Origin of the sequence: Pedobacter psychrotolerans, assembly GCF_004340665.1 — a bacterium.
GTDB lineage: Bacteria > Bacteroidota > Bacteroidia > Sphingobacteriales > Sphingobacteriaceae > Pedobacter > Pedobacter psychrotolerans.
Genome location: NZ_SLWO01000007.1, coordinates 89,517 through 114,362 on the forward strand (window position 1 = coordinate 89,517; position 24,846 = coordinate 114,362).

At 38.1% G+C, this 24,846-nt stretch carries 18 protein-coding genes and 3 tRNA genes; 11 read left to right on the top strand and 10 right to left on the bottom strand.

Translation table 11 applies throughout. The features are described 5' to 3' along the window. Positions 1 to 392: 392 nt before the first annotated feature. Together EV200_RS17260 and EV200_RS17265 are read right to left on the bottom strand one after the other, a co-directional pair. Positions 393 to 1,598, bottom strand: a complete 1,206-nt coding sequence (locus tag EV200_RS17260; RefSeq protein ID WP_132534871.1) for a PepSY-associated TM helix domain-containing protein — start codon at positions 1,596 to 1,598, stop codon at positions 393 to 395. Positions 1,599 to 1,639: 41 nt separating this feature from the next. After that, a complete protein-coding gene (locus EV200_RS17265) occupies positions 1,640 to 3,997 on the bottom strand; it encodes a TonB-dependent receptor (protein WP_132534873.1) in 2,358 nt (785 codons plus the stop codon). Positions 3,998 to 4,346: 349 nt separating this feature from the next. Here EV200_RS17265 and EV200_RS17270 point away from each other — a divergent pair, with 349 nt between their 5' ends. Then, positions 4,347 to 5,264 carry an AraC family transcriptional regulator gene (locus tag EV200_RS17270; protein WP_132534875.1) on the top strand — a complete coding sequence of 306 codons (918 nt, stop codon included), beginning with the start codon at positions 4,347 to 4,349 and terminating at the stop codon, positions 5,262 to 5,264. Positions 5,265 to 5,397: 133 nt separating this feature from the next. Next, a complete protein-coding gene (locus EV200_RS17275; protein WP_132534877.1) occupies positions 5,398 to 6,252 on the top strand; it encodes an alpha/beta hydrolase family protein in 855 nt (284 codons plus the stop codon). A 330-nt stretch (positions 6,253 to 6,582) separates the two neighbouring features. On the opposite strand, the gene EV200_RS17280 is transcribed toward EV200_RS17275, so the two are convergent. After that, complete coding sequence (locus tag EV200_RS17280; RefSeq protein ID WP_132534879.1) at positions 6,583 to 7,215, bottom strand: response regulator; 633 nt, start codon at positions 7,213 to 7,215, stop codon at positions 6,583 to 6,585. A gap of 3 nt (positions 7,216 to 7,218) precedes the next feature. After that, positions 7,219 to 9,144, bottom strand: coding sequence for a tetratricopeptide repeat-containing sensor histidine kinase (locus EV200_RS17285; protein WP_165877961.1), 1,926 nt, complete (start codon positions 9,142 to 9,144; stop codon positions 7,219 to 7,221). Positions 9,145 to 9,423: 279 nt separating this feature from the next. Between EV200_RS17285 and EV200_RS17290 the strand changes: the two genes are divergently transcribed. The 3 genes from EV200_RS17290 (at position 9,424) to EV200_RS17305 (ending at position 12,381) form a co-directional block, all read left to right on the top strand. Then, entirely contained in the window at positions 9,424 to 9,867 is a 444-nt protein-coding gene (locus tag EV200_RS17290) for a hypothetical protein (protein ID WP_132534883.1), read from the top strand. A 432-nt stretch (positions 9,868 to 10,299) separates the two neighbouring features. Beyond that, the gene (locus EV200_RS17295) at positions 10,300 to 10,839 is read left to right on the top strand and encodes a hypothetical protein (protein WP_132534885.1); all 540 of its coding nucleotides are present in this window, start codon (positions 10,300 to 10,302) and stop codon (positions 10,837 to 10,839) included. Positions 10,840 to 11,856: 1,017 nt separating this feature from the next. Further along, positions 11,857 to 12,381 (top strand): STM3941 family protein, encoded by a 525-nt coding sequence (locus tag EV200_RS17305; protein WP_132534887.1) that lies wholly within the window; start codon positions 11,857 to 11,859, stop codon positions 12,379 to 12,381. Positions 12,382 to 12,588: 207 nt separating this feature from the next. Here EV200_RS17305 and EV200_RS17310 read toward each other — a convergent pair whose 3' ends face one another. Further along, on the bottom strand, positions 12,589 to 13,821 hold the full coding sequence (locus EV200_RS17310) for a glycoside hydrolase family 76 protein (protein WP_229676689.1): 1,233 nt from the start codon (positions 13,819 to 13,821) through the stop codon (positions 12,589 to 12,591). A 545-nt stretch (positions 13,822 to 14,366) separates the two neighbouring features. On the opposite strand from EV200_RS17310, the gene EV200_RS17315 reads away from it, so the two are divergent. Then, on the top strand, positions 14,367 to 15,470 hold the full coding sequence (locus tag EV200_RS17315; RefSeq protein WP_132534889.1) for a linear amide C-N hydrolase: 1,104 nt from the start codon (positions 14,367 to 14,369) through the stop codon (positions 15,468 to 15,470). Between the two features lie 881 nt (positions 15,471 to 16,351). Here the strand turns inward: EV200_RS17315 and EV200_RS17320 are convergent. From EV200_RS17320 to EV200_RS17340, 5 genes are all read right to left on the bottom strand, one after another. Next, positions 16,352 to 18,136 (bottom strand): ABC transporter ATP-binding protein, encoded by a 1,785-nt coding sequence (locus EV200_RS17320; protein ID WP_132534891.1) that lies wholly within the window; start codon positions 18,134 to 18,136, stop codon positions 16,352 to 16,354. Between the two features lie 182 nt (positions 18,137 to 18,318). Beyond that, a tRNA-Pro gene (locus EV200_RS17325) sits at positions 18,319 to 18,392 on the bottom strand. Between the two features lie 54 nt (positions 18,393 to 18,446). Next, positions 18,447 to 18,520, bottom strand: a tRNA-Pro gene (locus EV200_RS17330). 96 nt (positions 18,521 to 18,616) lie between these two features. Further along, positions 18,617 to 18,703: transfer RNA gene (locus EV200_RS17335), tRNA-Ser, on the bottom strand. A gap of 81 nt (positions 18,704 to 18,784) precedes the next feature. After that, a complete protein-coding gene (locus EV200_RS17340; protein ID WP_373287832.1) occupies positions 18,785 to 20,863 on the bottom strand; it encodes an HD family phosphohydrolase in 2,079 nt (692 codons plus the stop codon). Positions 20,864 to 20,981: 118 nt separating this feature from the next. Between EV200_RS17340 and EV200_RS17345 the strand changes: the two genes are divergently transcribed. The 5 genes from EV200_RS17345 to EV200_RS17365 all read left to right on the top strand — a co-directional run bounded on the left by EV200_RS17345 (position 20,982) and on the right by EV200_RS17365 (position 24,776). Beyond that, the gene (locus tag EV200_RS17345; RefSeq protein ID WP_132534893.1) at positions 20,982 to 21,839 is read left to right on the top strand and encodes an SPFH domain-containing protein; all 858 of its coding nucleotides are present in this window, start codon (positions 20,982 to 20,984) and stop codon (positions 21,837 to 21,839) included. 1 nt (position 21,840) lies between these two features. Further along, positions 21,841 to 22,380 (top strand): hypothetical protein, encoded by a 540-nt coding sequence (locus tag EV200_RS17350; RefSeq protein WP_132534895.1) that lies wholly within the window; start codon positions 21,841 to 21,843, stop codon positions 22,378 to 22,380. After that, positions 22,364 to 22,531, top strand: coding sequence for an Arc family DNA binding domain-containing protein (locus tag EV200_RS17355; protein WP_132534896.1), 168 nt, complete (start codon positions 22,364 to 22,366; stop codon positions 22,529 to 22,531). The genes EV200_RS17350 and EV200_RS17355 overlap by 17 nt, the downstream gene beginning before the upstream one ends. Before the next feature lie 172 nt (positions 22,532 to 22,703). Then, entirely contained in the window at positions 22,704 to 23,879 is a 1,176-nt protein-coding gene (locus tag EV200_RS17360; RefSeq protein ID WP_132534898.1) for an acetyl-CoA C-acyltransferase, read from the top strand. A 3-nt stretch (positions 23,880 to 23,882) separates the two neighbouring features. Further along, a complete protein-coding gene (locus tag EV200_RS17365) occupies positions 23,883 to 24,776 on the top strand; it encodes a hypothetical protein (RefSeq protein WP_132534900.1) in 894 nt (297 codons plus the stop codon). The last annotated feature ends 70 nt before the right edge of the window (positions 24,777 to 24,846 follow it).

Sequence of the window (24,846 nt, forward strand, 5' to 3'; positions counted from 1 at the left end):
AGGAGTAATATTAAAACTAATTTCCCCTATTGAGATCAAAATGATAGTCACCATGCTTGCACTTGCGCAGGAAAAGCTGGACCTTCCCATTGAAAAACAAAACTGATCATACTGATTTAATAAATGCCATACTTTTCTTGCGCACTGAAATATCCCTGTGTAAGTGATTTCATATTAAAACCAATCAACCTGCAGCCCATTTAAAAAAAGCGCAAAACGGGCAAACCTCGCCTCTCTCTTAAATAAGAAATTACTTAGCGCCATTTTGTTTGTCCTGCTATTACCCTACGCCATATTTTGATGGATAAGGAACTTAATTAACTGTTAATCGTTTAATGCAGGTAGCACTTTGAACAATGCCAACAGTAATGTACCCATGAATTTTTCTGCAGCTAATCTCTTTTCTTTCTTTTTCCCCATTTCCGGTTATACCAGATGATCACGCCCGTAACCGGTAGGCTTGCTCCAACAAGGCAGGTGATGAATGCAAGTATTTTCGTTGGCAGTCCCAGGATCTGACCAGTATGGATATCAAAATTCATCCGGAATACCTTCTCTCCCACCGAGAGCTGCTCGTAATCAACAGCCTTATTACCCTTCCAACGCAGTTTCTTCAATGTCTTTCCATCATAATAATGGATACGGGAATTATACAGAATCGTTCCGTCTCCAAAATTGACAGATACACGGTAAGGTTCTTTGGCCTTTCCGGGTACACTGATCCAAAGATTGCCTATTTTTTCCCGACCATATAGGTTATTCATCCTGCTCCACAGTAAATCCACAGGCTGCTGATACTTGATCTTGGTAATGGTAGTATCTGAAAGCGGCGGCTTTTCATGGGTTGTTTTTTCTTTCCATGTCAGGCTACGGTAAATCCCTTTTTCAAACCATTCGAAAGTAAATACGATACCGGTAACGGTAAGCAAGATCACAAAAATGAAACTATAAAATCCAAGGACATTGTGCAGGTCAATATTCAGCCGTTTCCATTTGGCACCCCATTTTATCCTGAAACTTTTTTCTCTTGTCTTGTCGTTCCATTTTTTTGGATACCACCAGATCAGACCGGTAAGGAGAATGATCAGAAAAACGATACAGGCGGAACCAACTACCGGGCTTCCGATGTTACGGGGAAGCCAGAAAAAACGGTGCCCGGCTCTTATGAAAATAAAAAAAATTTCTGCCGCGGTAGATTCCCTTTTGTCTTTAATAATTTCTGCTGTATAGGGGTTAAGATAAATGGCGGCAGATTTTTCACCTGACAAGTTATAAGAACACATTACTGACCTACCAGCCCGGCCATAAGTAATCCCATCTAAGATCACCTCGCCATGCTCTTTTGCCCGAAGATAGTTACCTGATCCTGCAATCAGCACCGAGGGAGCTAGAAAAGGTTTTTCCTGAATAGTTACGCGTTGATATTGTTCAGTAAAATACCAAACTTCATGACGCCATACCCAGATCGCCCCGGTTAAACAGACGACAAAGAGAATGATTCCAGAGATCAGTCCAAGCCATAAGTGCAGCCATTCAATAACGCGCCTGAATGTAGATTTTCTGGATTTAGATATTTTTTTGGTTTGATCTGTAAACATATGATAAAAAAGAGAGCGGCTCAGCGCCGCTCCCTGGTTACTTAAAATTTAAATGACAAGCTGGCCATTGCATTTCTTGGTGCCTGGGCGTTTCCACCAAGGTCCCAATATTTTCTATTGCTAATGTTGTTCATCTTAAGACCAAGCCTCCACTTAGGCTGTTCATAAAACAAAGTAGCGTCATAAACCGTATAAGATGGCATATAAAAAGTGTTTTCCGCAGTAAAGAAGTTATCATCCACATAATTGGCGCCGAAACCCAGTCCCAGTCCCTTTAACTGATGCTGTAGTGTGTAGGTTACCCAAAAGTTCGCCACATTTTCAGGGGAAGACACTGCTTTGTTACCTTCTATGGCAGGATTGCTTGATTTCACAATGCGGTTATCATTGTAAGCATAACCTGCAACAATACTCAATCCCGCTATTGGATTCCCGATCAGTTCAAGATCGATACCTTTACTTTTTTGTTTTCCATCCTGCAGCGTGAAATTTCCTTCCACCCGGGTAGCATTATCAATGGCAATATGGTAATAACTTGCCGTAGCACTAAGTTTTTTATTAAAAAGTTCCGCTTTTACACCACCTTCATATTGAACAGCATAAATTGGATCGAGAACCAATGTACTTCCATCAGGCTGTGTAACAGGGGCAAGATTCTGGAAGCCGTTCATATAATTACCAAACAGCGACACCTTATCTTTAATTACCTGGTAAACCAGACCTAATTTAGGTGATAAAGCCGTCTGCTGGAATCCTTCTGTAGTGGCCACCTTTCTGCGCGAAAACCTATCCAGACGCAGGCTTAACATGGCCGAAAGCCTATCGGTAAAATTAACCACATCAGATGCATATGCACTCCAGGTTTCCTGATCTGCTACGGCAGAGGTATAATATACAAGTCCCGCATCCACGGCCTTTCTTCTGATGGGCGCAAAGGTTTTTGTTACATCTATGTTATCAAGGGTAAGGACATTTCCCCCCGCACGGCGGCTGCCATCATAGAATCTATAATTTAAACCCCCAAGAAATTTATGTTTTATGCTCCCTGTAGAAAACTGACCATTTATGTTTTCCTGGATATTGGTATAGTTATTAGAAATAGGCCCCCATAAACCAACCTGTCTGGTTACCTGGCTTGGGGAGGTCCAGTTGGCATAGGATTGGTAGCTATAATCAACATCTTCGCCCACAAAAGAAAACAGGGTTGTCGATTTCCAGTTGTCTGAAATTTCATATGCCGCTTGCGCGAAGACTTTTGAAGCAGAAGTTTTCCCGCTATTGTCATCATGGAACATAGATGTTCTGTAATCCAATAAAACCTCACCAGGTGTGTGAATCCCTGAGTTGGCCGCATAAGTATTGTAGGTACGGCGTGTCGTATTTGCATTGAAAAGTTCCGCATCCAGGTTAAAGGTAAGTTTGTCGGATACCTTGTAGGTCAGTGTCGGCGCAATCATATAGGTATTATTAAAACCATAACTCAGGAAACTGGCTTCTTTGTTAACCGCAAGATTGATCCGGAACAGAATAGATTTATCTTTGTTAAGCGGCGTATTCACATCCGCAGTAAGACGGTTCAGATTATAGCTTCCACCAGTATAAGCAATTTCTACAGCAGTGGTATCAAATGGCTTTTTGGTGACCAGGTTGACCACTCCCCCAAATGAAGAAACAGCAGAACCGAATAAAGTGCCCGAAGGACCTTTCAGTACCTCGATCCTTTCTACATTGGAAATATCAAGTGAGGAGCGCGAAGCAGATGTTTCCATGCCATTTCTGGCATTGACTCCGCTAATAAAGCCTCTGAAAGCAATACCGACACCGCCGGCAGGATAATTATAGGCCACTGCTCCCGGGGTATTCTGAACTGCACTTTTAATATCAACCGTAAGCTGTTCTTTCAAAAGCTCCTTGCTCACTACACTGTATACCTGGGGATTTTCCAGATTTTCTAGTGGCATCCTGGCCACATAATCTGTTTTCTTACTGGCCAATTTCTTGGTTTTGCTCGATAGGATATGTACCTCTTCCAATTGCCTTGAAGTTTCAGAAAGAGTGAAACTTACTTTATTCTTGTTCCCTGCAATTAGAGTGACCTGCTGTTCAAGTGCTATAGCAGTTAGGCCTTTGGCAACAACTTTAAAACTTCCCACCGGTAAGCGGTTGAAAGAAAATTCGCCTTTTTCATTAGTCAGGGTGCTTTTATTCAATTCTGGAATGGAAACCGTTATAAAATCAGCTGGTTTCCCATCTGCAGTTTTTACATCACCACTTAGCACGACATTCTGTGCCGCCGCTGTAAATGATAAAAGTAAAAATACAGGCAACAATAAAAAGAGCGGCCTTTTATTTCCGGAACAGAATGCCCCGAAACGGCCCTTTTGTAAATTTTTAAGCATGCGAAATGATTGGTTTGTTTAATAATTCCGCAAATCTAAAATTTTTATTTAGAACCATACTAAATAAAAATAATTAAATATATGTTTACTTCCTCAGGCAATCATTTCATCTCTGACCGCTACTAATTTTTGATAGACGAGTAGATCTACGATAAAGAAATAATTTATCCGATTTAACAGCCATTTGTCTACACAATAATAAAGCCTCTTGAGTTTAATATTGTATTGTAGTATTTATTTTTAGATTTGATATATAGAAAAAATATAAACTTATATACGTATCCGCTCCAATTTAGATGGATATGCCTGATCGCGTTACGCATAAGCAAGTTGTACAGCATTTAAGAAAATGACCAGCACAGATAAAGAAATACAAGCTGATTATCGAAATAGAATTAACCGGGTGTTTGAATTTATTGACGAAAACCTGGATTCTGATTTGTCATTAAATACAATTTCAGAAATTGCTTTTTTCTCTCCTTTCCACTTTCATAGGATTTTCAAATTTATTACAGGTGAAACATTGAATGAATATGTAAACAGACAGAAAATAGAAAAATCAGCTTTGGCCGTGTTGCATAAAAACATAACAATGTCTGAAATACCACATAGATACGGGTTTAATGATAATTCTTCCTTTTCGAGAGCTTTCAAAAAGCATTTCGGAATAAGTCCAACACAATTTAAACTACAAAATCCAAATAGACATAGCAAGATTTGTCAACTTGAAAGCAAGAACGGACAAGCGTATCCCAACCATGAAAAATACATTTGCATCATTAATAATCTTAAAGAATGGATAAAAATGAATGCAAAAATTGAAATTAAAGAAATGTCACAAATGAATTTGGCTTATGTGTCAAGTATTGGAATACAGAACCTTGAATCTGCCTATCAAAAATTAATGAAATGGGCTACGCCTAAAGGTTTGATGAATGTGCAGACTAAAATGGTTACAATTTACCACGACAGTTTTAAAGTTACAGAAGCCAACAAAGTAAGAATGAGTGCTTCGATTTTGCTTAATAAACCAGTTGAAGTAAATGGCGAAATCGGACTAACTTCAATTCAAAAAGGAAAATTTATTATTGGTAGTTTTGAAATTGGCCTGAATGAATTTGAGAAATCGTGGACGGGATTATTTTTATGGATGAACGAAAATGGATATAAAAAAGCCGATAAAAATCCATTTGCTGTTTATCATAACAACTTTAATGAACATCCTGAGAAAAAATGCATCGTAGATTTTCATATTCCAATAGCATAATATCGTATACAGCCACCAGCGTTAATTTTCTAATTTGAAGCCTTTTAATGCTCGAACATGATCGCAATACTGCGGGCTTGGTGGCAGAATTACGGCCATTTCACCGGAAAAAATAAAAAGTAATATTTAAAAAATGACTGATTTTTTTGTAGGCAGCAAACAATTGATAATCAGAGATGAAATAAAAAACATTTCATTTCCTGTTTTATTACAGTACCCGACTAGTGAAGAACCTCGGCCCATAGCATTCGGGCCTTATATAATGAATGTAAGTCCTAATGCAGAAACTATAGGAAAGGAATTTCCACTTGTAATTATCTCACACGGTAATGGAGGCTCACATCTTCTATACAGAACAATCAGCACACACTTAGCAAAGAATGGTTATATCGTTGCAATGCTCGAACATTATGGCAATAACCGTAATAATAATACATTAGAGAACACAACCGAAAATCTTATAAATCGGCCCAGACACGTGAGTTTGACCATTGATTTTCTACTCACCGACAATTCGTTTAGCAAAAACATCCTGCAGACCAAAATTGGGGTTATCGGGCATTCAATGGGTGGGTATACTGCTCTGGCATTGGCAGGTGGAGTTCCTCGGACGAAAGAAGGACTTGTGGTTGAAGTTGCATCAGATTCTAGAGTTAAAGCTATAGTATTACTTGCACCAGGCACGGGCTGGTTTCTGAACTCATTGAACAGCGTAGAAATTCCAATTCTTATGCTCACCGCTGAACATGATCCAGTTACACCGAAATGGAACAGTGAGATTGTGCTAAACTATATACCAGACAAATCAAAATTAACATTCAAGGAGATCGAAAATGCAGGGCACTTTTCCTTTTTGAGTCCGTTTCCAGCTACAATGAAAAATGCAAATTTTCTTCCTTCAACTGATCCCATAAGATTTGACAGAGAAAAATTCCATGAACAGCTTCCGATAGATATACTTGACTTTTTAAACGAGAATTTAAATTGAAAATCCTAAAACTCTTAATAATTTCTTTTGAAAAAATCATCCTATGAACTATTATTCAGTTTACAACAAAAATAAATGAAATCGAATATCTTCTCCAATTACCTTCATGCTGTTGCCCTGGCAGCACCTTTGACTGCTATCATGCGATTAACATATCACAATAAATACAACTATTTTTGTCACGATAAAACAAATTGCTACATACTAACCAAGTATCGCGACACAACCAATATGTTTTTGCCGCATAATTATGGATTAAGCCTGGTGAAAACACATATTGTCTAAATGCTCAACAGCTAAATAAAACTTTATCAATTAATTGTGATGATTCTATTTTCCAAAAACCTTATTGATCGCTTCCGTCTTATTATCTACCTGCAATTTTTGGTACATGTTGTAAATGTGGCGTTTAAGGGTATTGATGGAAATTCCCAACTGATCAGATGCTTCTTTATAAAAAAGACCTTGAGAAAGCAGTTCTAAAATTTCTTTTTCCCGTGGGGTAATTGTTAGTGCAGCAGCATTTTTATTTTCTTTTTGCCTGAAACGTTGTACCAGTTTGCGTGCAATATCAGGACTCATTGGGCTGCCACCATTGTGCACCTCGAGAATAGATTGCAATAAAAATTCAGGTTTGCTGCTTTTCAGGATATAAGATGATGCACCATATTCCAAAGCCTGATACACTTTTTCATCCTCATCGTATATCGTACATATCAAAAATTCTGTACGGGGGCAAGTGGGTTTTAATTGCTTTATACAGTCTATGCCATTAATTCCCGGCAGCCCAATATCCATCAGTACCACATCAGGCTGGAGCTCCGGGATCCCTTTCAGCGCATCTTCCCCATTTCCAAACATGCCGGTACATAAGTAGCTTTCTTCCATTGCTATGATAGATTGCAGCATTTCCCTGATAGATGCATTGTCTTCTACAATAGCTATGGTAATTAATCTTTTCATAGGTTAGGTTTTTAAAAGGTAAGTAACCGTAATGCCTGTTCCCCCACCGGGGTTATTTAGCCAAATAATCGTGCCGCCAATGGTTTGTATATTTGCCTTCATATTGCGCAGTCCATTGCCCGAAACCATTTCTTCTTTTTGACCAGTCATCCCCTTTCCATTATCAGTTAGGTGCAGGATTAACTGCTTTGTTTCAGTAATGGTGACTTTAAGGGTTACTGATGTGGCCTGAGCATGTTTTACAATATTATGGAGCGCTTCTTTTACTGTAAGAAAAAGATTTCGCCGTACGCTGCCATTCAAAATATGTTCAGAAGTGAATCGCGGTAAATGCATGGTAAATTCAATACCATTATCATCCATAAACCCCGTTGCAAACTTGCGAATATAGGCCAGCAGGCTTTGGAGCGTATCATTATTATTATTCAATGTCCATACAATCTGATTCATTTGATCGACCATCTGCGTAGCATTCTCAGCGATAATACGGATCTCTCTTGTATCCAGTTGGGGATGTTTTCTTTTCAGCAATTCGGTACTCAGCGCTATGGAAGTAAGGGATGCGCCCAGGTCGTCATGCAGTTCTCGAGCAATGCGGGTGCGTTCTACGAGTTGCATTTCCAGTACAGCTTTACTTTGTTTCCATTGCTGCTCCTTTTCCAGCAGCTCGAAACGGTTTTTCTCTATTTGTATTTTCCTGCGGTAGCTCATCAGAAAAGCAGTTCCCGCCAGGGCAAGTAAACCGGCACCCATGATTAAAACCGTAATGGTATTGCTTTTCCTGGTTAGCTGCAGGTCTTTGCTAAGCAATACGTTTTCCTGCATTACTTTTTTGCGTTCTATTTCATATTTTTCGAGGTCTTTATTTATTTCCTGCTTACGCAGTTCGCGGGAAAGGCGGTAGGCCTGCTCCACACAAACTTTTGCCAATTCCTTATCACTCGTCATTTTAAGTATATTGTAATACCCATCAAAAACGTTCTTCCTTAAGGAAAGCGGTAGCAGGTTTTCATCCAAAAGCTGTTGCATCGGAATGCCCCGTTTCAAAATACTTGCCGCATACGCCGTATCATTAGCGTGGTCGGCTATTTCCATCATCTGAGTTAAAGTTTCAAAATACCTGGGGGTATTCATATTAGAATCGGATTTTAACAGCTGCCGGGCAACAACTTTCGCACTATCGTAATCTTTGATGCTTTTATATAGCGCCACCATAAGCGAGTTTACAATATATTCCTTTGTTTTATCCGGATACGCTCGTTGCAAAGCTTGCGCTCTTCTGGCTGTAATACGAAAATTAACCGTATCGTTTGCCTGGTAATAGGCATTGCTCATCGTTTGATAAGCCCCAATCATTCTTGCAGTGTCCTTTAATGGGGTATAGTGTTTTAAAAACTTATTGGCATTTTCCACAGCCAGGTTATAGTTACCCAACTGAGTGTGTAATACAGCCAGGTTATTGTATAGCGGAAAATTCTTTAAACTATCCGGTGCTTTGTCCTGCTGCAAATATTGCAGTGCTGTTGTACTCGCATCCGCAGCTTCGTTCAGTTTGCCTGCAACGCTGTAGGCTACTGCCCTTGAGGCATACAGATCGCTATAGGTACCAGGATCATTTATTTTCTTTGCCAATAGGATCGATGCATCTGAAAGGGCTATCGCATGGGTAAAATCATTCTTGTAAATGCTGTAGTAAAACACCAGCATGCGGTAACACTTCACCTGTGCTACCTCATCTTTATGCAGTTTTGCCGCAGCAAGCGCCTTTTCATAAAGCGGAATAGCCGCCGCTGGATCATCCTTTGCTTTAAAAATAGCCGCATTAATCAACGGCTTTAAGGAAACACTTACGCTACGTTTGTAAAAAGCAACATTACCAGAAGATTGATCCTGCCGGCAGGCACCTAAAAGCACCGTTAAGTAGCACAATAGGTATATCACTGAAAGCACCCGGTTACAAAAACATCTCTTAAACAATCGCATAAAGGTTCACCATGCTACACTAAATATTCGTAGCCAGACAAAGGTAAGCAAATGTATCTACCCAGAAACTCATACAAAGGTGTGATGGTACGCACTTATAAAAAGCCTGTTTCCTGCAGTAAGTTTCAGCTCAATAAATGCAGGATTGATACAAAAGTGTTATTGCGAGACTTGCAGCTATAGCGCATCTTTGATTTTAATTACCCAACTAAAACAAAAAAACCAATGAAAAAATTACTTAGTATCACAGCTTTTTTATGCTCAATATTGATCAGCTTCGGCGCCGCCGCGCAGCAGACCGAAATGGGAAAAGTTTGTAAAACCTACAGAGGCGAAGAAGGCCTGATCGTGACCACCGCCCGCTATGGTCCTGACAAAAATAACGAAGTACTCATAGGCGTTTATGACATTGACCATTCTTGGGCAGGAAAAATATTCAAAGCCAAAGTAGAAAGCTACAACGGTAAGGCAGACTATGAAATCACCTATAAAGGCAAGGCATATATTATCATGACTTATAGAAACAATAACTACGAAATCTATCTTCCTAAAGAAAGCAATATGCAAAAATCACCGATGTATATCGCCTATGACAAAAACCTATCTGACAATTGCACTCCAAACAAGTTTTTACAGGAATATAAAGAACAGCAAAAAGCCAAAAAATAAGAAAGACGAAGGTAAGATGCAACATTGTATGCAGCATCAAGGTTAATTTCAATAATTGCATTCAATTATTGAAATTAACCTTGATAAACCCAGTTCATCTTCTTAGCCACTAGTATCAATTAACTTTATACCTCATATATCAAGGAATAACGAAATAACATCCAAACGGGCATTGAAAACGGCAGTGAAAGGTGTTCAGATCAAAAAATTTAAAACGAGCGTTCCAGCGCCGCCGACGAGATATCCACAGCGTCCAACAATAAAAGCAACAACAACAATCACGAATACAAACAATACTAATGATCAGTATCCTTTCCCCCTGACGGATCACCATTACCAAGTGACTAGCAGCATCTTAAGAATCATTATACCCAAAACAACCCGTTTGGTTCAATCCTTTTAATTTCCAAAAATTAAAAAAAAAAGAAACCAATGCAATTACCTTTACAACCGCAGCACCACAACACTTTAAACACCTCAACCCCACCAGCTATGATTTCCTATCGATATTTTGTTTATGATCAGGGTTCCTATCTTTTGAAAAGTAAAAAAACAGGAGCGATAATATTGGGTACATTTTTTATTTTATTCGGTGTATTGTTTTTTACTTTAATTTTCAAAAGCCCGATCGGAGCCCTTTTAGGCGGATCAGCCTTCTTCCTATTTGGATTCTTTTGTATCGTTGCAGCCTTTACAAAAGTCATTTTCAATAAAACCGCGCAAACCATTGAAAGAACCGGAACGCTGGCTTATTTAAATAAACACTATCATTTCAAGGACTTTATGCGCATCGAAACCGTGCGGATCTATACAAACTTTATTTACACCAGAACCGCAGTCAACTTAAGGTTTAAAAAACCCGAATCGCCTGATAAAACCGATCTGTTAACCATCGCATCACTTCGAACCAGCAAACAAATTGAACAGTTTATCCATGAATTTCATGAAATTACAGGTTTAAAAAACGATTAAACCAAACAAAACATGCAGTCTTTTCACTAAAATATTCATAGACACATAACCCCTTCATCTCAAAATTGATGCAGACATGCAAGTTAACGCAAGGACATATCAGGTAGATTAAAACAGTTCAGAATGCCTTCCCAATCTACACATCAAGCTCAGCCAAGCTCAAGGCACCTAAAGGAATAATTACGTAACCCCCAGCTCGTTCAAAGAATGCCGCTTAAATGAGGCGGATGCATGAATGAAAAGTAGCGCACTGGAATAAGCGACATTGAAATGCATGACCTTTTTGGCATCAATGAGTAATCAACCAGAAAACCTTTAACATAAATTACAATCGTATCCTTTTCACCCGCTTTTGAAGATTGCCTTTCAGGTTGACATATCAGGCATTCACCACATCCGCAACTGAAGCACCTTTTCAATTACGCTTCCTTAAGCATCAGAAAGCATCAAACAAACCAAACTGATTCCATATAAATCAACACACCAATAACATGGGAAGTCCATCCAGTTTAATTTCTATTTTTTTGGATGAGGCATAAAGCTTAAACAGTCGTTAAAACCATTGATTTGATTTATCTTTGAAGCTTAAATATCCGGAAATGACAACAGAAGAAGTGAATAAATTAGAAGAGTGGTTTAGCAATGCCCTATGGCAACAAATACCTGTATATTTAAACTCTTCTGTAATGGTTACCGACTATGACCTATCCTAGAATCCCATTTTCTTCCTTTGAGAACCTATCTGAACACTAAAATCAATAAGCCAATCATTTACCGGTTAGCGCAAATGAAGCTCATCATTGAAAGAACATTTAGTATTTCTAAATTTAACCCTTAAAAACATCCATCATTCAATACCAGGATGGTCAAGCGAAAAATGCGCTTTGTTGATATATCTATAGGATTTAACAAGGTTTATCTCCATCCATTAGTCCAAGTAAATAATTGGAAAGGGAATCACCGATGCCTCAATAAAACTACTAAAAACAGAAAATAACCTAATAACAACATCAATAAATGGAATTTTACAGAAACAAAAAAAAATCAGCACAACTTATCTTCATCTGTTCAGCAATCCTGCTTGCCCTGATAGCGGTATTTTTGTATAGCATCGGATTATTCACAGGTACCATTGCCACTAAGCTAGCCGGGATATCCGCTGTTCTAGGGCTCATTCTGCTCATTGTGATCATCAGAATGTTGATTTCGCTAAACCGCTCAGCTCCGATGCTAGTCCTAAGCAAGGAAGGGATAAGCTCAACGGTCACTGCAGTGAGCAAAGCAGCAGGACTGATATGCTGGAAAGACATCCTGCACATTTCCCTTGCCAAAGTGGGGTGGGATACACTTGTGGAACTCACTGTAAGCAGATCTGAACATTATATGCCAGTCATCAAGAAAAAACTTTCCGCTATGGCAGTCAGCGGCATACAGGATGCAGCCGGGAACCTGCAAATTTTCCTTACCGCATCAGAGCTGGACATGGACGCAAACAAACTATTTGAGATCATTCAGGACTATCAGAAAAAAATAGCAGGCTAATCATCTACATCACCATTTTGTTGTGGGTATCGGTCAAGCTTCTTATCTCTTGAACTTAAAAGACACAAGGCTCAAGAATCTTCCTGGTCTAGCCAAGATAGTATTGCAAGCCTTCAATGCAATCTTGATTGATAGCGACCTGAAATGATCCGATAGGCAGAAACCCTTAACCTACCGGATATCATGGCTGAGGCTTTACCAATGCAATTAACGATAATAATAAATGTCATTCATCATGGCCACACCGCAGGTTGTTTCAAAAGCATTACGTACGTTGTCTGGTGTGCGTGTACCCCATATATTCCACATTAAACCTTGTGAATTACGGATTGACCAAGCCTGAGCTGCATTCGCATCAAGCCAGGCGCCATAGTTGGTTACTGTACCTGTATTTTTTACAAAAAGACATGCCCATCGTGCAAATATGCTTTTCATCCCCTGAGTATCTGCAACTGCATTTTCATCTTTCAGTATCCCACCAGACTGATTGCACATGCTGTCATGCGCATAATCCATCGCTTTCAAACCCATAGCACGGTAATTCACTGCAGGATAATCTCCGCGCAAAATATCACAGGCGCCGATAAAAGTGCCCTGGGTATAAGAGAGTGCACCTTCTGTGATATTTCCTGCTTTGTTGATGGCACCTTTAACTTCACCGGTAGATGCATCATAAAGCTTCAGCACTATCCAATCCATAAGCTGCTTGGCCCTATTTTTATATACCGGGTCACCTGTAGCCTGATATAACAGCATTGCACATATTACTGCAGGTGCATTCACGCAAGTATTTTTAGTCTCGTTGGCAGTGGTCCACCATAATCCCCCTCCTAAAGACTGTGTATCCCAGGCACGGTTCCACATCATATTAAAATTATTTTTTGCCATATCTAACATCCCGCCATCATTGGTGATCTTGAATGCCCGAATACACATTAAAGCGCCCCATACCACATCGTCATTATAGATGTTATTGGACCAAAGCAATCCATAGCCATCCCGCACCCCATTGTACAGATAAATGATCTTATTTTTTAAATCATCGCTAGGGTTGATATTATAGGCGTCAATAAGCATTTCAATGGCCTCTTGCTGGGTCCAGAAATCCATACGTCCGGTGTGGTTATCATCCTTCCAATAATATGCTTTAAAAGATGTACCGTAGGTACCATACTGGTTGTAAAAATGATTGTTATAGACTTGCATGGCCATGAGCGCCTCATTTTTGGTGGGCAGTGGCACACTTACCAGATCAGCGGTATTTGACTGTATAGCCAATGCTGCTGACAATTCAGGTTTGCTAGGTTTCTGTTCTTTTTTACAGCTAACCAGAAGGATTGCCAATACAAAGGTGTTGACTACAATCAATTGTCGGCCTCCACGAAGGCGATCTGTAATTTTAAAAGTCCATCTTTGACCTTTCTTTTTGTCTGTTTTCATAATTTCGGTAGTTATATTTGGTTATTGCACTAAGCTGTTTGGAACAGCTAGCGATGTTAATTGCTTAAAGATAAATATAAAGCTGGCGTTTAAATACTAAGGTTACTCAGTAATTATTATGCCCAATGATATTCCATACTTTATCAAAACAAGATTTTAAAAAAAATAAAAACCTGATTATCAGTAAAATAATTCTGAAAAAATTTAAATCAGTTAACTTTATATTGGCAATAATCAAAAATATATAAAGCAACTAATACACATTTTAGAAGTTTTTATATAGTATTTCATTATGGCAATATTGTCATTTCCATAAAAGTTACATTTGCAGCTGAATACATCATTAATGGGACTAATCAGCAAATGCAACGGCGAGTAGAATAAGAGAGATCCATTTATTCTGTAGAATCAGCTTCATATAAGATAGTCATTTTTAAAAAAAAAAGAAGACAGCATAGATAGCACATCAACCAGTACCTAAATGGTTGCCATTTATAAATCTTATTATATTTGCGAATAATGAATTAATTCTTAACTTATTCTATATGAAACTTTTGTTTTTGCGCCTCATTGTACTATGCTCTTTCATTTATTCCACTCCTGTTAATGCCTGCTCTGTCTTTTTACTTACAGGTAAAAATCATAATGTAATCGGCTTTAACGAAAACTGGAAAACGATGCCCGGAATGATCGTTGTGAACAAGCGTGAGGTTGTCAAAAGAAATATAAGCTGGCAAAACCTGACGACTGACCAGCAGCAATACACTCAGCAATGGCGTTCAAAATTCGGTTCTGTAACTTTTAATCTTTTGGGATACGATTTCCCTTGTTATGGAGTGAATGAAAAAGGTCTCTTTTTGGTTGAATTGTATCTGGAGGAAACCAGTAAAGTCTATAATCCAATGCAGCCTAATATGTTTTGGGCACAGTGGATTCAGTATCAGTTGGACAATTACAAATCTGTAAAAGAAGTTATTGAACATCTGAATGATGGACCAAATATCGACTGGTGGCCCAATGCAGCAGGAAGTCATTTTTTTCTAACTGATGCGAAAGGAAATTCTGCAACGATCGCTTTACTAAACGGTAAATATACAGTACTGACTAATAAAGAAATGCCAATGCCGCTGCTATGCAACAATCAATACCATGAGGATCTCGATGCTTCAAAAAAGTTTGATTTTCTCGGTGGAAGTGAAAAGTTTAATTTTAGTCAAAGTAAAAACTGGGAAGACCGCTATACCCGCGCGTACTATATGCTTAATAAGTATAACTACGATGAAAAACCTGTTGATTATGCATGGAATGTTTTAAACTCCATACATCCCGGCGAATGGCAGACTGTTATTGACACTAAAAAAATGAATCTCTATTTCAGATCCGACTTAAAAAAAGAAGTCAAGACGATCGACATGACCAAGTTAAATTTCGATAAAAATGCGGTGGTGAAATACTTAGATATTCACACCGATGAAACAGGCATTGTTAATGATCATTTCCAAAATCTGACCATTGCAAAAAACAGTGAATATGTTGAAAAAGGATTTCCCATCGGATATGATAATAAAGAATTTGGAAGTTCCAATGTTTTCGAAAAACTGAAAGAAAATATCGTGAATTTCTTTCAGAATATTCTGCCGGAATCTTAAGATTTATCAAATAAGTCAAGAGGAAACATGATGACATTCCTCTTCCTCTCGGATGAGAGATCTATAAATTATAAGAGGCTGTATCAAAATTCGAAAATGTCATCCTGAGCCTGTCGAAGGACTTCTGAAAATGTCCTTAACGGTGTTTCGACAAGCTCAACATGACAAATTTTAATCTCAATTAATAATGATACAGCTTCTTATTATAAGTTCAATTTTACATTTCAGTTAATATCTTTGTTTTGATCATTTAAACATAGCATAGTTTTCAGCAATGCACACTGAGACCGAAGAGGAAATGATTATACGGAGGTCCTCGCTAAGGTATACATTCATCCTTAAAACATTGGTGTCATACACATATTGCACAAATAGCTCTATAACATTGTAGTGTCAATACGGGCTTAACTTCTACCGCAGATATTTTTCCTGGATTGCACCTCTAGTGGTTTAGATAGATATGCATTAGCTTCATGTTTCCTCAAGAGGATATAAACAAAAATTACATGCTCGTCTGGTTTCAGTAACTGAGTTCCGGCTTGCCTGACATGTTCAATGTTATGTTTCCGCATATAAGTGAAAAATCATCTCGAATCAAACCCCCTTTTGTCTTCCTTCAGAGGAAAACTACCACTTCGATAATACAATTCGGTTGCTCATCTAAAATATGTTCGATATGCTTGCTTTTAGATAGCTAATGAGTCAATAATCACCTTCAAACATAATTGTTTTTGCTAGTCGATACCATATATCGATGAGAATTATCTATTGCAAATTTAGTAACACTACAATTACTAAAACTTAAGAAATACTTAAATAGGGATATTTCTTTATAAATCTTCCCGTCGAAAATACAAACGGGCTTCCATTCTAAGAGTTGATTAATCGAGTAATAATTCATCAAGTTTATTAATTTCATCTACCAGTTTACGCCTGCCGATCTGTTGGCGCCACATGGCGTAATAAAGCCCTTTTTGATCAATTAATTCTTCATGATTACCGCTCTCCACAATTTCTCCATTTTCCAGAACATAAATTCGGTTAGCATGCATGATTGTTGATAAGCGGTGGGCAATGATCAAGGTAATATGATCTTTAAGTTCAGATAACTTATTCACCGTTTTAGTAATTTCCTCTTCTGTCAAGGAATCCAATGCCGAGGTGGCCTCGTCAAACAGTAAAATATTTGGATGTCTTAATAATGCCCTCGCTATGGATAATCTTTGTTTTTCACCACCAGAAACTTTTACGCCACTCTCTCCGATAAGCGTATCAAGGCCATCTTCTGCTCTCGATAACAACGACTGACAGGCGGCTTTGTTGAGTGCCTCCATGCACTCCTCATCCGTTGCATCAGGTCTTACAAACCTAAGGTTGTCTCTGATATTACCGGAAAACAACTGCGTATCTTGAGTGACAAAACCAATTTTCCTTCTCAGCTCATCAAGGTGAATTTCATCTGTATGTGTCTTATTATAAAATACATCTCCTTTGAATGGTTTGTATAAGCCAACTAATAATTTAATCAAGGTGGTTTTCCCTGATCCAGAAGGCCCTACAAATGCTACTGTTTCCCCTTCTTCGGCATGGAAGGAGATGCCATTCAATGCATTGCGATTACTATTTTTATATTTAAAAAATACATCCTTAAACTCAATATGATCAATTTTGTTTAGTGCCGTCGGTTCGTCGGGCACGGCTTCCACAGGCATATCCATAATGCGTTTGAAGTTGCCAAAAGATATTTGCGCTTCCCGCCATGTTAAAGCCATATGACCGAACTCTTGTAAGGGTCCAAATAGAAAATAAGAGTATAATAAGAAACTAAAGTATTGACCAGCTGAAAGTTCTTTATCAAAAATTAGCATGAGCATCACCACTATCATTACACTTCTCACAACATTAACTGTACTTCCCTGAATAAAGCTCAGCATCCGCAAGATTTTGGTTTTTACAATTTCCAGGTTTAGAATCTTATAAGTCGCCGTATTTAAACGATTAATTTCCTGTTCACCTAAGCCGTGACTTTTTACCAATTCGATATTTCTCAGTGACTCTGTTGAACGTCCTGCCAATACTGAGGTCTTGGATATAATTGCCCTGTGAATAACCTTTACCTTCTCAGATAGTTTCCAGCTTAAATAGGTAATGATCGGAACGGAAGCGATGAACACCAACGTAACCTTATAGCTAATTAAAGCTGAATACACACTTACAAAAATGATCCCAAATAGTGCCATAAAGGTGACATTGATGGAAGACTTTATAAAGTTCTCAGAGTCACTTCTCACTCTGCCTAGCATGTCTAGCTTTGCACCGCTTCGTTGCTCTTCGAAAACATAATAAGGCATATCCAACGAATGTTTCACTCCATCGGCATACATCTCCGCTCCTGTTTTCTGTGCAATGGTGATCGTAAAAAAATCTTGAAAATTATTGGCTATTCGAGATATGAGCGCTGCACCAACACCTAAACCTATTAAAGTCATAATTCCTGTGAAATATTCATGTCTGGTGAGTAGTTCTCTCTTATTGATATAGTCATCAACAAGTTTTCCAGTAATTAATGGCTCAACGAGTGAAAAACCCTGATTGATTGCTGTCATCAACAACGCCAATAAGACAATATACTTGTGTTTTTTTAAATAGCTTAACAGAATCTTCATAGTTTCGGCAAATTACATACGGTATTTTATAACGTAATAAAACTTGTTTTATGATTATACTTTAGAATCTTCAAGATCATCCTGTATAGTTATCATTCATAGCATCTTTTTTACCCAAACTCATACCAATAAAAAAACAAAGCCCTCTAAATTTATCATTTAGAGGGCTTTTTCTGTTTTTGTCGGGATGGCAGGATTCGAACCTACGACCTCCTGCTCCCAAAGCAGGCGCGATACCGGGCTACGCTACATCCCGAACTTTTTGGTATCACCTTTTTTTAATCCTTTTGAAAAGTAGATTGAACTTTTGTCGGGATGGCAGGATTCGAACCTACGACCTCCTGCTCCCAAAGCAGGCGCGATACCGGGCTACGCTACATCCCGAACTTGGTATCTTCTTTTTATTTCCTTATTTCTAAGGGCTGCAAAGTAACAATTTTAAAATGACATATTCACTTTTTTTATTACTTTTTTTTTGCGCGGAGAGGGCGGGATTCGAACCCGCGGTACCGTTACCAGTACGACAGTTTAGCAAACTGTTCCTTTCGGCCACTCAGGCACCTCTCCTTTTCAACCTCTAAATTTGTCCTACCGACCTTGTTTTGAGGTCTGCAAATATAGTAAAACAAGTTATTTTACAAAAGAAAATTACAAAACTTGTTGATAATCTATTCGCACATGATAGATACTCATCAGCATCGTCTTGAATATCAATTTGATAGTTTCAATATCTTTTAATGTTAAATCACAGTTATCTAACTGATTTTGCTCCAATTTATAGTTAATTATCCTTTCAACGATGTCATTTATGTTCTGCGCATCCGGATTTTTCAAGCTTCTTGAGGCTGCTTCTACCGAATCGGCCAACATTAATACACCTGTTTCCTTACTAAAAGGGATCGGTCCAGGGTAGCGGAAAATGTTTTCATCGACAAATTTTTCAGGAGAATTTTTTAAAAATGACTGGTAAAAATAATCTACCCTTGTATTGCCATGATGTGTTCTGATGAAATCGATAATCGCTTCAGGTATTAAGTTTTTCCTCAAAATCTCAATTCCTTTGTGCACATGCTGAATAATAATCTGCGCACTCTGCTCATATGGCAGTTTATCATGCGGACTAACAGCCGTATTTTGATTCTCAATAAAGTATTGCGGATTATCAACCTTTCCAATATCATGGTAAAGCGCCCCTGCCCTTACCAGCACAGAATTACCACCAATTTTAAATATTGCAGCTTCTGCCAGGTTCGCTACCTGCAAAGAGTGCTGAAAGGTACCTGGCGCTTTAAACGCCAGTTCACGAAGTAATTTATTGTTCGTATTGGTTAATTCTATTAAGGCCACATCAGAAGTGATTCCAAAAATACGCTCAAATAAATAGATTAGCGGATAAGCAAGAAGTGATAGCAATACGCTAAAGATAAAAGGAATAAAATTCACCCACTCAATTTCACGGAAAGAACCTTCTCTCAATAATGCAATCCCAACAAACGAAACGAAATAAGCCAACAATATAAATAATGCAGACACCAGGAATCGCTCCCGTTTAACGAAGTTTTTGATGCTAAAAATGGCAACCATTCCTGCCGTAACCTGATAGAAAACAAATTCAAAACTGTTTGCCACAAAGAAACCTGCAATTAAAATCACCAGCAAATGAAGATAGAGCGCCAGCCTGGTATCAAAAAGGATTCTGATAATAATGGGAACTACACAGAATGGAATGTAATACAAACTCGGAATTTCCATTTTAATGGCCCACGTGAGCGCCAGTAACATACCTGTAGTCACAATCAGAATTAATGACAGCTGACGGTTATCAGAGAAAATATCCCTTCGAAAAAGAAAAAGAAAGGACATTAGAATGGAAAGCATAAAACTCACCAGTACCACCTGACCAAGGTAAACCAATGCCCGGCTGCCAATGGTTTTCGTCTGTGCATCGTAAGTAGCTTTGTATGATTCCAGTTTTTGATAAATTTCATCATCAATCACATCATTTTTTGACACAATCAGCTCACCTTTCTGCACCATTCCTTTTGTTGTAGAAATATTATCAACAGTATTTTGCTGAATAACCTGCGTTAATCGCTCATCAAAAATAATATTTGGGGTAATGTGATCTTCTGCAAGATTAGCGACCAAATCGCTCATCACCTGGTTGGGTGAAGTAAAATTATGCTTGAAATAGAGCAATGCCGTTTCGGTAGTAAATACATCCTGCGTATTTTTTTGTTTCGCCACGTTATTCTCCATGAGAGAAAAATCGTAGTTTTTACCATTTGTTTGTTGCTTGGCATTTAAACTGATTACTCCCCGCTTATAAATATTATCCAGCAACCGATATGATTCTGCTTTAAACCTGATCTTATCTTTTTCATCCAGTTGGGTAGACTTCCATTTAATATCAAATTCATTGGTAAAGGCCTCCAAAGCATTCCTGTTGATTGATTGATCATACTGATAAACCGGTAAAACATCTTTGAGCGCATTTTTTTTATCGATACTAACCTGTGGGTTGGTTTTTAAAATAGCGAAACTAAATGGAGAAATTAAGTCTTTATTCATCCACACTTTTCCTTTTTCAAACTCGTATCTAAACCGGGGTTGTTTTGGAAGAAATAATGTAATGACGAAAACCGTAAACAGCATCATTACATACTTCAAGTTTGATGAATACTTACGATATAGAATTTTATGTGAATTTTTTTTGATTTTAGCCAAAACGATCTGATTATTATATTGTCAAAAATAGCATTTTTATCTAATATACATTTTAATCATTTTGTTTGGAATTACCAGGTTTTATAATTTACTTTATGATATCAAATTAATATCAACTATGTATCAGGAAAAAATCATTAGCCCGCCATCCGGGTATTTAACATTTGTATTATCTCTATTATTATTAGCTGGTTCAATATTCTGCTTTGTTTCTGAATCCTTTATCGCAGGGGGCATTATACTAGCAGTAGATCTTTTCTTGGTTTTCCCGGGCTTTCTCATCATCAACCCCAATCAATCAATGGTGTTAACTTTATTTGGAAAATACACTGGAACCGTAAAGGCAGATGGTTTTTTCTGGGTAAATCCACTTACCTCTAAAAGAAAATTATCACTAAAAGCCAATAACCTTAACGGCCAGCAATTGAAGGTAAATGACAAATTAGGGAACCCCATTGAAATTGCAGCCGTAGTGGTATGGAAAGTGAATGAAACTGCAAAAGCTGTTTTTGCCGTAGAAAATTATATGCAATATGTAAATATCCAAAGTGAAGCTGCAGTTAGGCATCTGGCTAATATATTTCCCTATGATCATGCTGAAGGTGAAGAATCCAGCATCACTTTAAAAGATGGTGCAGAACAAGTAAGCGAAATTCTGGAAAAAGAATTAACAGAGCGCCTTTCAAGAGCTGGAATTGATGTTTTAGAAGCACGTATTTCACACTTGGCTTATGCACCTGAAATTGCCAGCGCCATGTTACAGCGCCAACAAGCTACAGCAGTGATTGCAGCACGTAAATTAATTGTTGAAGGGGCTGTAGGGATGGTTGAAATGGCTTTAGAAAAATTATCAGAAAAAGGAATTGTTGAACTTGACGAAGAACGTAAGGCCGCTATGGTGAGTAATTTATTGGTGGTGCTTTGTGGTGACAGGCATGTGCAGCCGGTTGTAAATACAGGAACACTTTATAACTAATATGGAGTTTGAGGAAAAACATGGATTAAAAATCTGGTGGTTATATCTAATCACTGGTATAACCATTTTTCCTACGGTAGTAATATTGCTGTTTTATAAGGGAGGACTTGGTTACGAAACACTTAAAGAAATGTATTTCTTACCCTTCTTAGCCACGCTCTCCCCATTTTTAATTATTTTCCTCATTCAGCAAAATCAACTTACTTTGAAAATAAATAGCGAAGGTATTTCCTATCGGTATTTTCCATTCAATTATAAATTCAAGGCACAAACCTGGAATAGTATAGATCATGCATATATCCGGGATTATAATGCCTTTTCTGAATATGGAGGTTATGGTATTAAAAACAGACTCTGGTTTAAATTTAAAGATAAAGCTTACCTGTTAAATGATGGCCACCGCGGTTTGCAACTGGAATTTAAGAACGGCAAAAAACTACTTTTCAGCACCAATAAGGTAGAGGAATTGGAATCATTTCTCATCAATATTAAAACAAGGTATAATATTCAAGCAATTAATCGAGATGGCGGAGAAAGATAAAAAGGCTTTTGTATTAAGGATTAGTCCCGCTTTATTAAAAGAAGTGGAAATATGGGCTACAGATGAATTTAGAAGCACCAACGGACAGATAGAGTTCCTCCTGAATCAAGCTCTCAAATCAAGAAAAAGGGGTAAAGTAAAAGATGAATAACCGTCAGATTCCTGCGTTGATCATCTTCTGCCAAACCTAAATTTTGTGGCATTCATGATTTTGCGCTAAATCCGCTAAAAACTCATATTAAAAATAACATTTGATTTATTTTCTCCAATCAAAAAATGTATAACTTAGTGGCCTAACCAAAAATTCATAAAATATTTTATTCATGAAAGAAGTTGTAATTGTATCAGCTGTAAGAACCCCTATTGGCAGTTTCGGAGGCACATTATCTCAATTTTCTGCTACTCAATTAGGTGGTTTTGCCATCAAAGCTGCAATAGAAAAAGCTGGCTTAACACCCGAACATATTCAGGAAGTTTATATGGGCAATGTGCTGTCTGCAAATTTAGGACAAGCACCTGCAACCCAGGCGGCAAAATTTGCAGGCTTACCAGATTTACCAACCACAACGATAAATAAAGTTTGCGCATCAGGTACGAAGGCAATCATGTTAGCGGCTCAAAGTATTGCCAATGGCGATCAGGACGTTATTGTTGCCGGCGGTATGGAAAGTATGAGTAATGTACCTTATTACTTGGATAAAGCCAGAAATGGTTACCGATTAGGACATGGACAAATCACTGATGGCTTAGTTAAAGATGGACTTTGGGATGTTTATAACGATTACCACATGGGTTCGGCAGCTGAACTTTGCGCCAGCGAATGTCATATCAGCCGCGAGGATCAAGACAATTTCGCTATAGAATCTTATAAAAGGGCACAACAAGCACAAACCGACGGAAAATTTGCTGATGAAATCATCGCCATTGAAGTGAAGGATAAAAAAGGTGAGGTCACTATTATTGACACGGATGATGAACCTACCGCTGTTAAGTTTGAGAAAATTCCATCATTAAAACCCGTATTTAAAAAAGATGGAACCGTTACTGCAGCCAATGCTTCTACCCTGAATGACGGTGCAGCAGCATTGGTGTTGATGAGTGCAGATAAAGCAAAAGAACTTGGGATTAAGCCATTGGCTAGAATTTTAGGATATGCAGACGCACAACAAGCGCCCGAATGGTTTACCACGGCTCCTTCGAAAGCCATCCCTTTAGCTTTACAAAAAGCAAATATTGACATTAAAGATGTTGATTATTTTGAAATTAATGAAGCTTTTTCGGTAGTTTCCATTGCGAACAATCAAAAACTGAATTTAAAGGAAAACCAGGTAAACGTAAACGGTGGAGCAGTTTCTTTGGGTCATCCGCTAGGTGCATCTGGAGCAAGAATAGTGGTGACCTTACTATCTGTTCTGGAACAAAATAATGGCAAAATTGGTGTTGCAGGAATTTGTAATGGTGGCGGCGGCGCCAGCGCCCTCGTGATTGAGAAAATGTAACAAATGAACATTAAATATTACTTCCTTCTGATAGCCGCTTTGTTGAGTTTGAATTTAAAAGCTCAACAAAGCATTAAAAAGCTCGACGTTTTTCAAGATTCCCTGATCAGGATTTCTACAGCAACCATAGCAGCAGAAACTGATATCAAAAAAACGGTGAGCAACAGTACCTTTGTAAAAACCTTGGTTGAGGCATTAAAAACGCCCAATTCTTTTACCTATCCTTTTGATTCTTTAAAAAACGTTTCAGTGATAAAGTCACCCGACAAGTCTTTCCGGATTTTAAGTTGGTATGTTCAACAGGAAAATGGCACATACCGTTATTTTGGAACCATTCAAATGAATACCAATAATGGCCCGTTAAAGTTGTATCCACTCATTGATCAAACAGACAACATCACGGATGCAAATGCAGTAAACAATAATCAAAAATGGTTTGGTGCACGTTATTATGAGATTGTTCCCGTAACAAGTGGAAACCGCAAGCCCTATTATGTTTTGCTAGGATGGAAGGGAAATACTCCAAGCACCACCAAGAAAGTAATTGAAATTCTTTCCTTTGATCAGGAGCAAGTGTATTTTGGTGCGCCAGTGTTTGAAGGAAAAGAACTTAAGGATAAAAACCGCGTAATTTTTGAATATACCAAATCAAATGCGATGACGCTTAAAGTTGATCAAAAGGCTGGCATGATTGTTTTTGATCACCTTGCTCCTTTCGACTCTGACATGATAGGCAAATACGAATTTTATGGCTCGGACGGTACCTTCGATGGATTCAAAATTATTGGCGGAAAACTTAAATTACAGGAAGGTCTGGAACTTAATAACGATCCGCATGCAATGGATGAACAATATGCAGATCCAAAGAAAAATGTTAAACCCATCAGAAAGTTTTAGCCTGGGCTCAATCTTAACATCTTCATTACCATTCCTGTAAGTTAAAAATTTGTGAGTTTGCCCTTCGCTG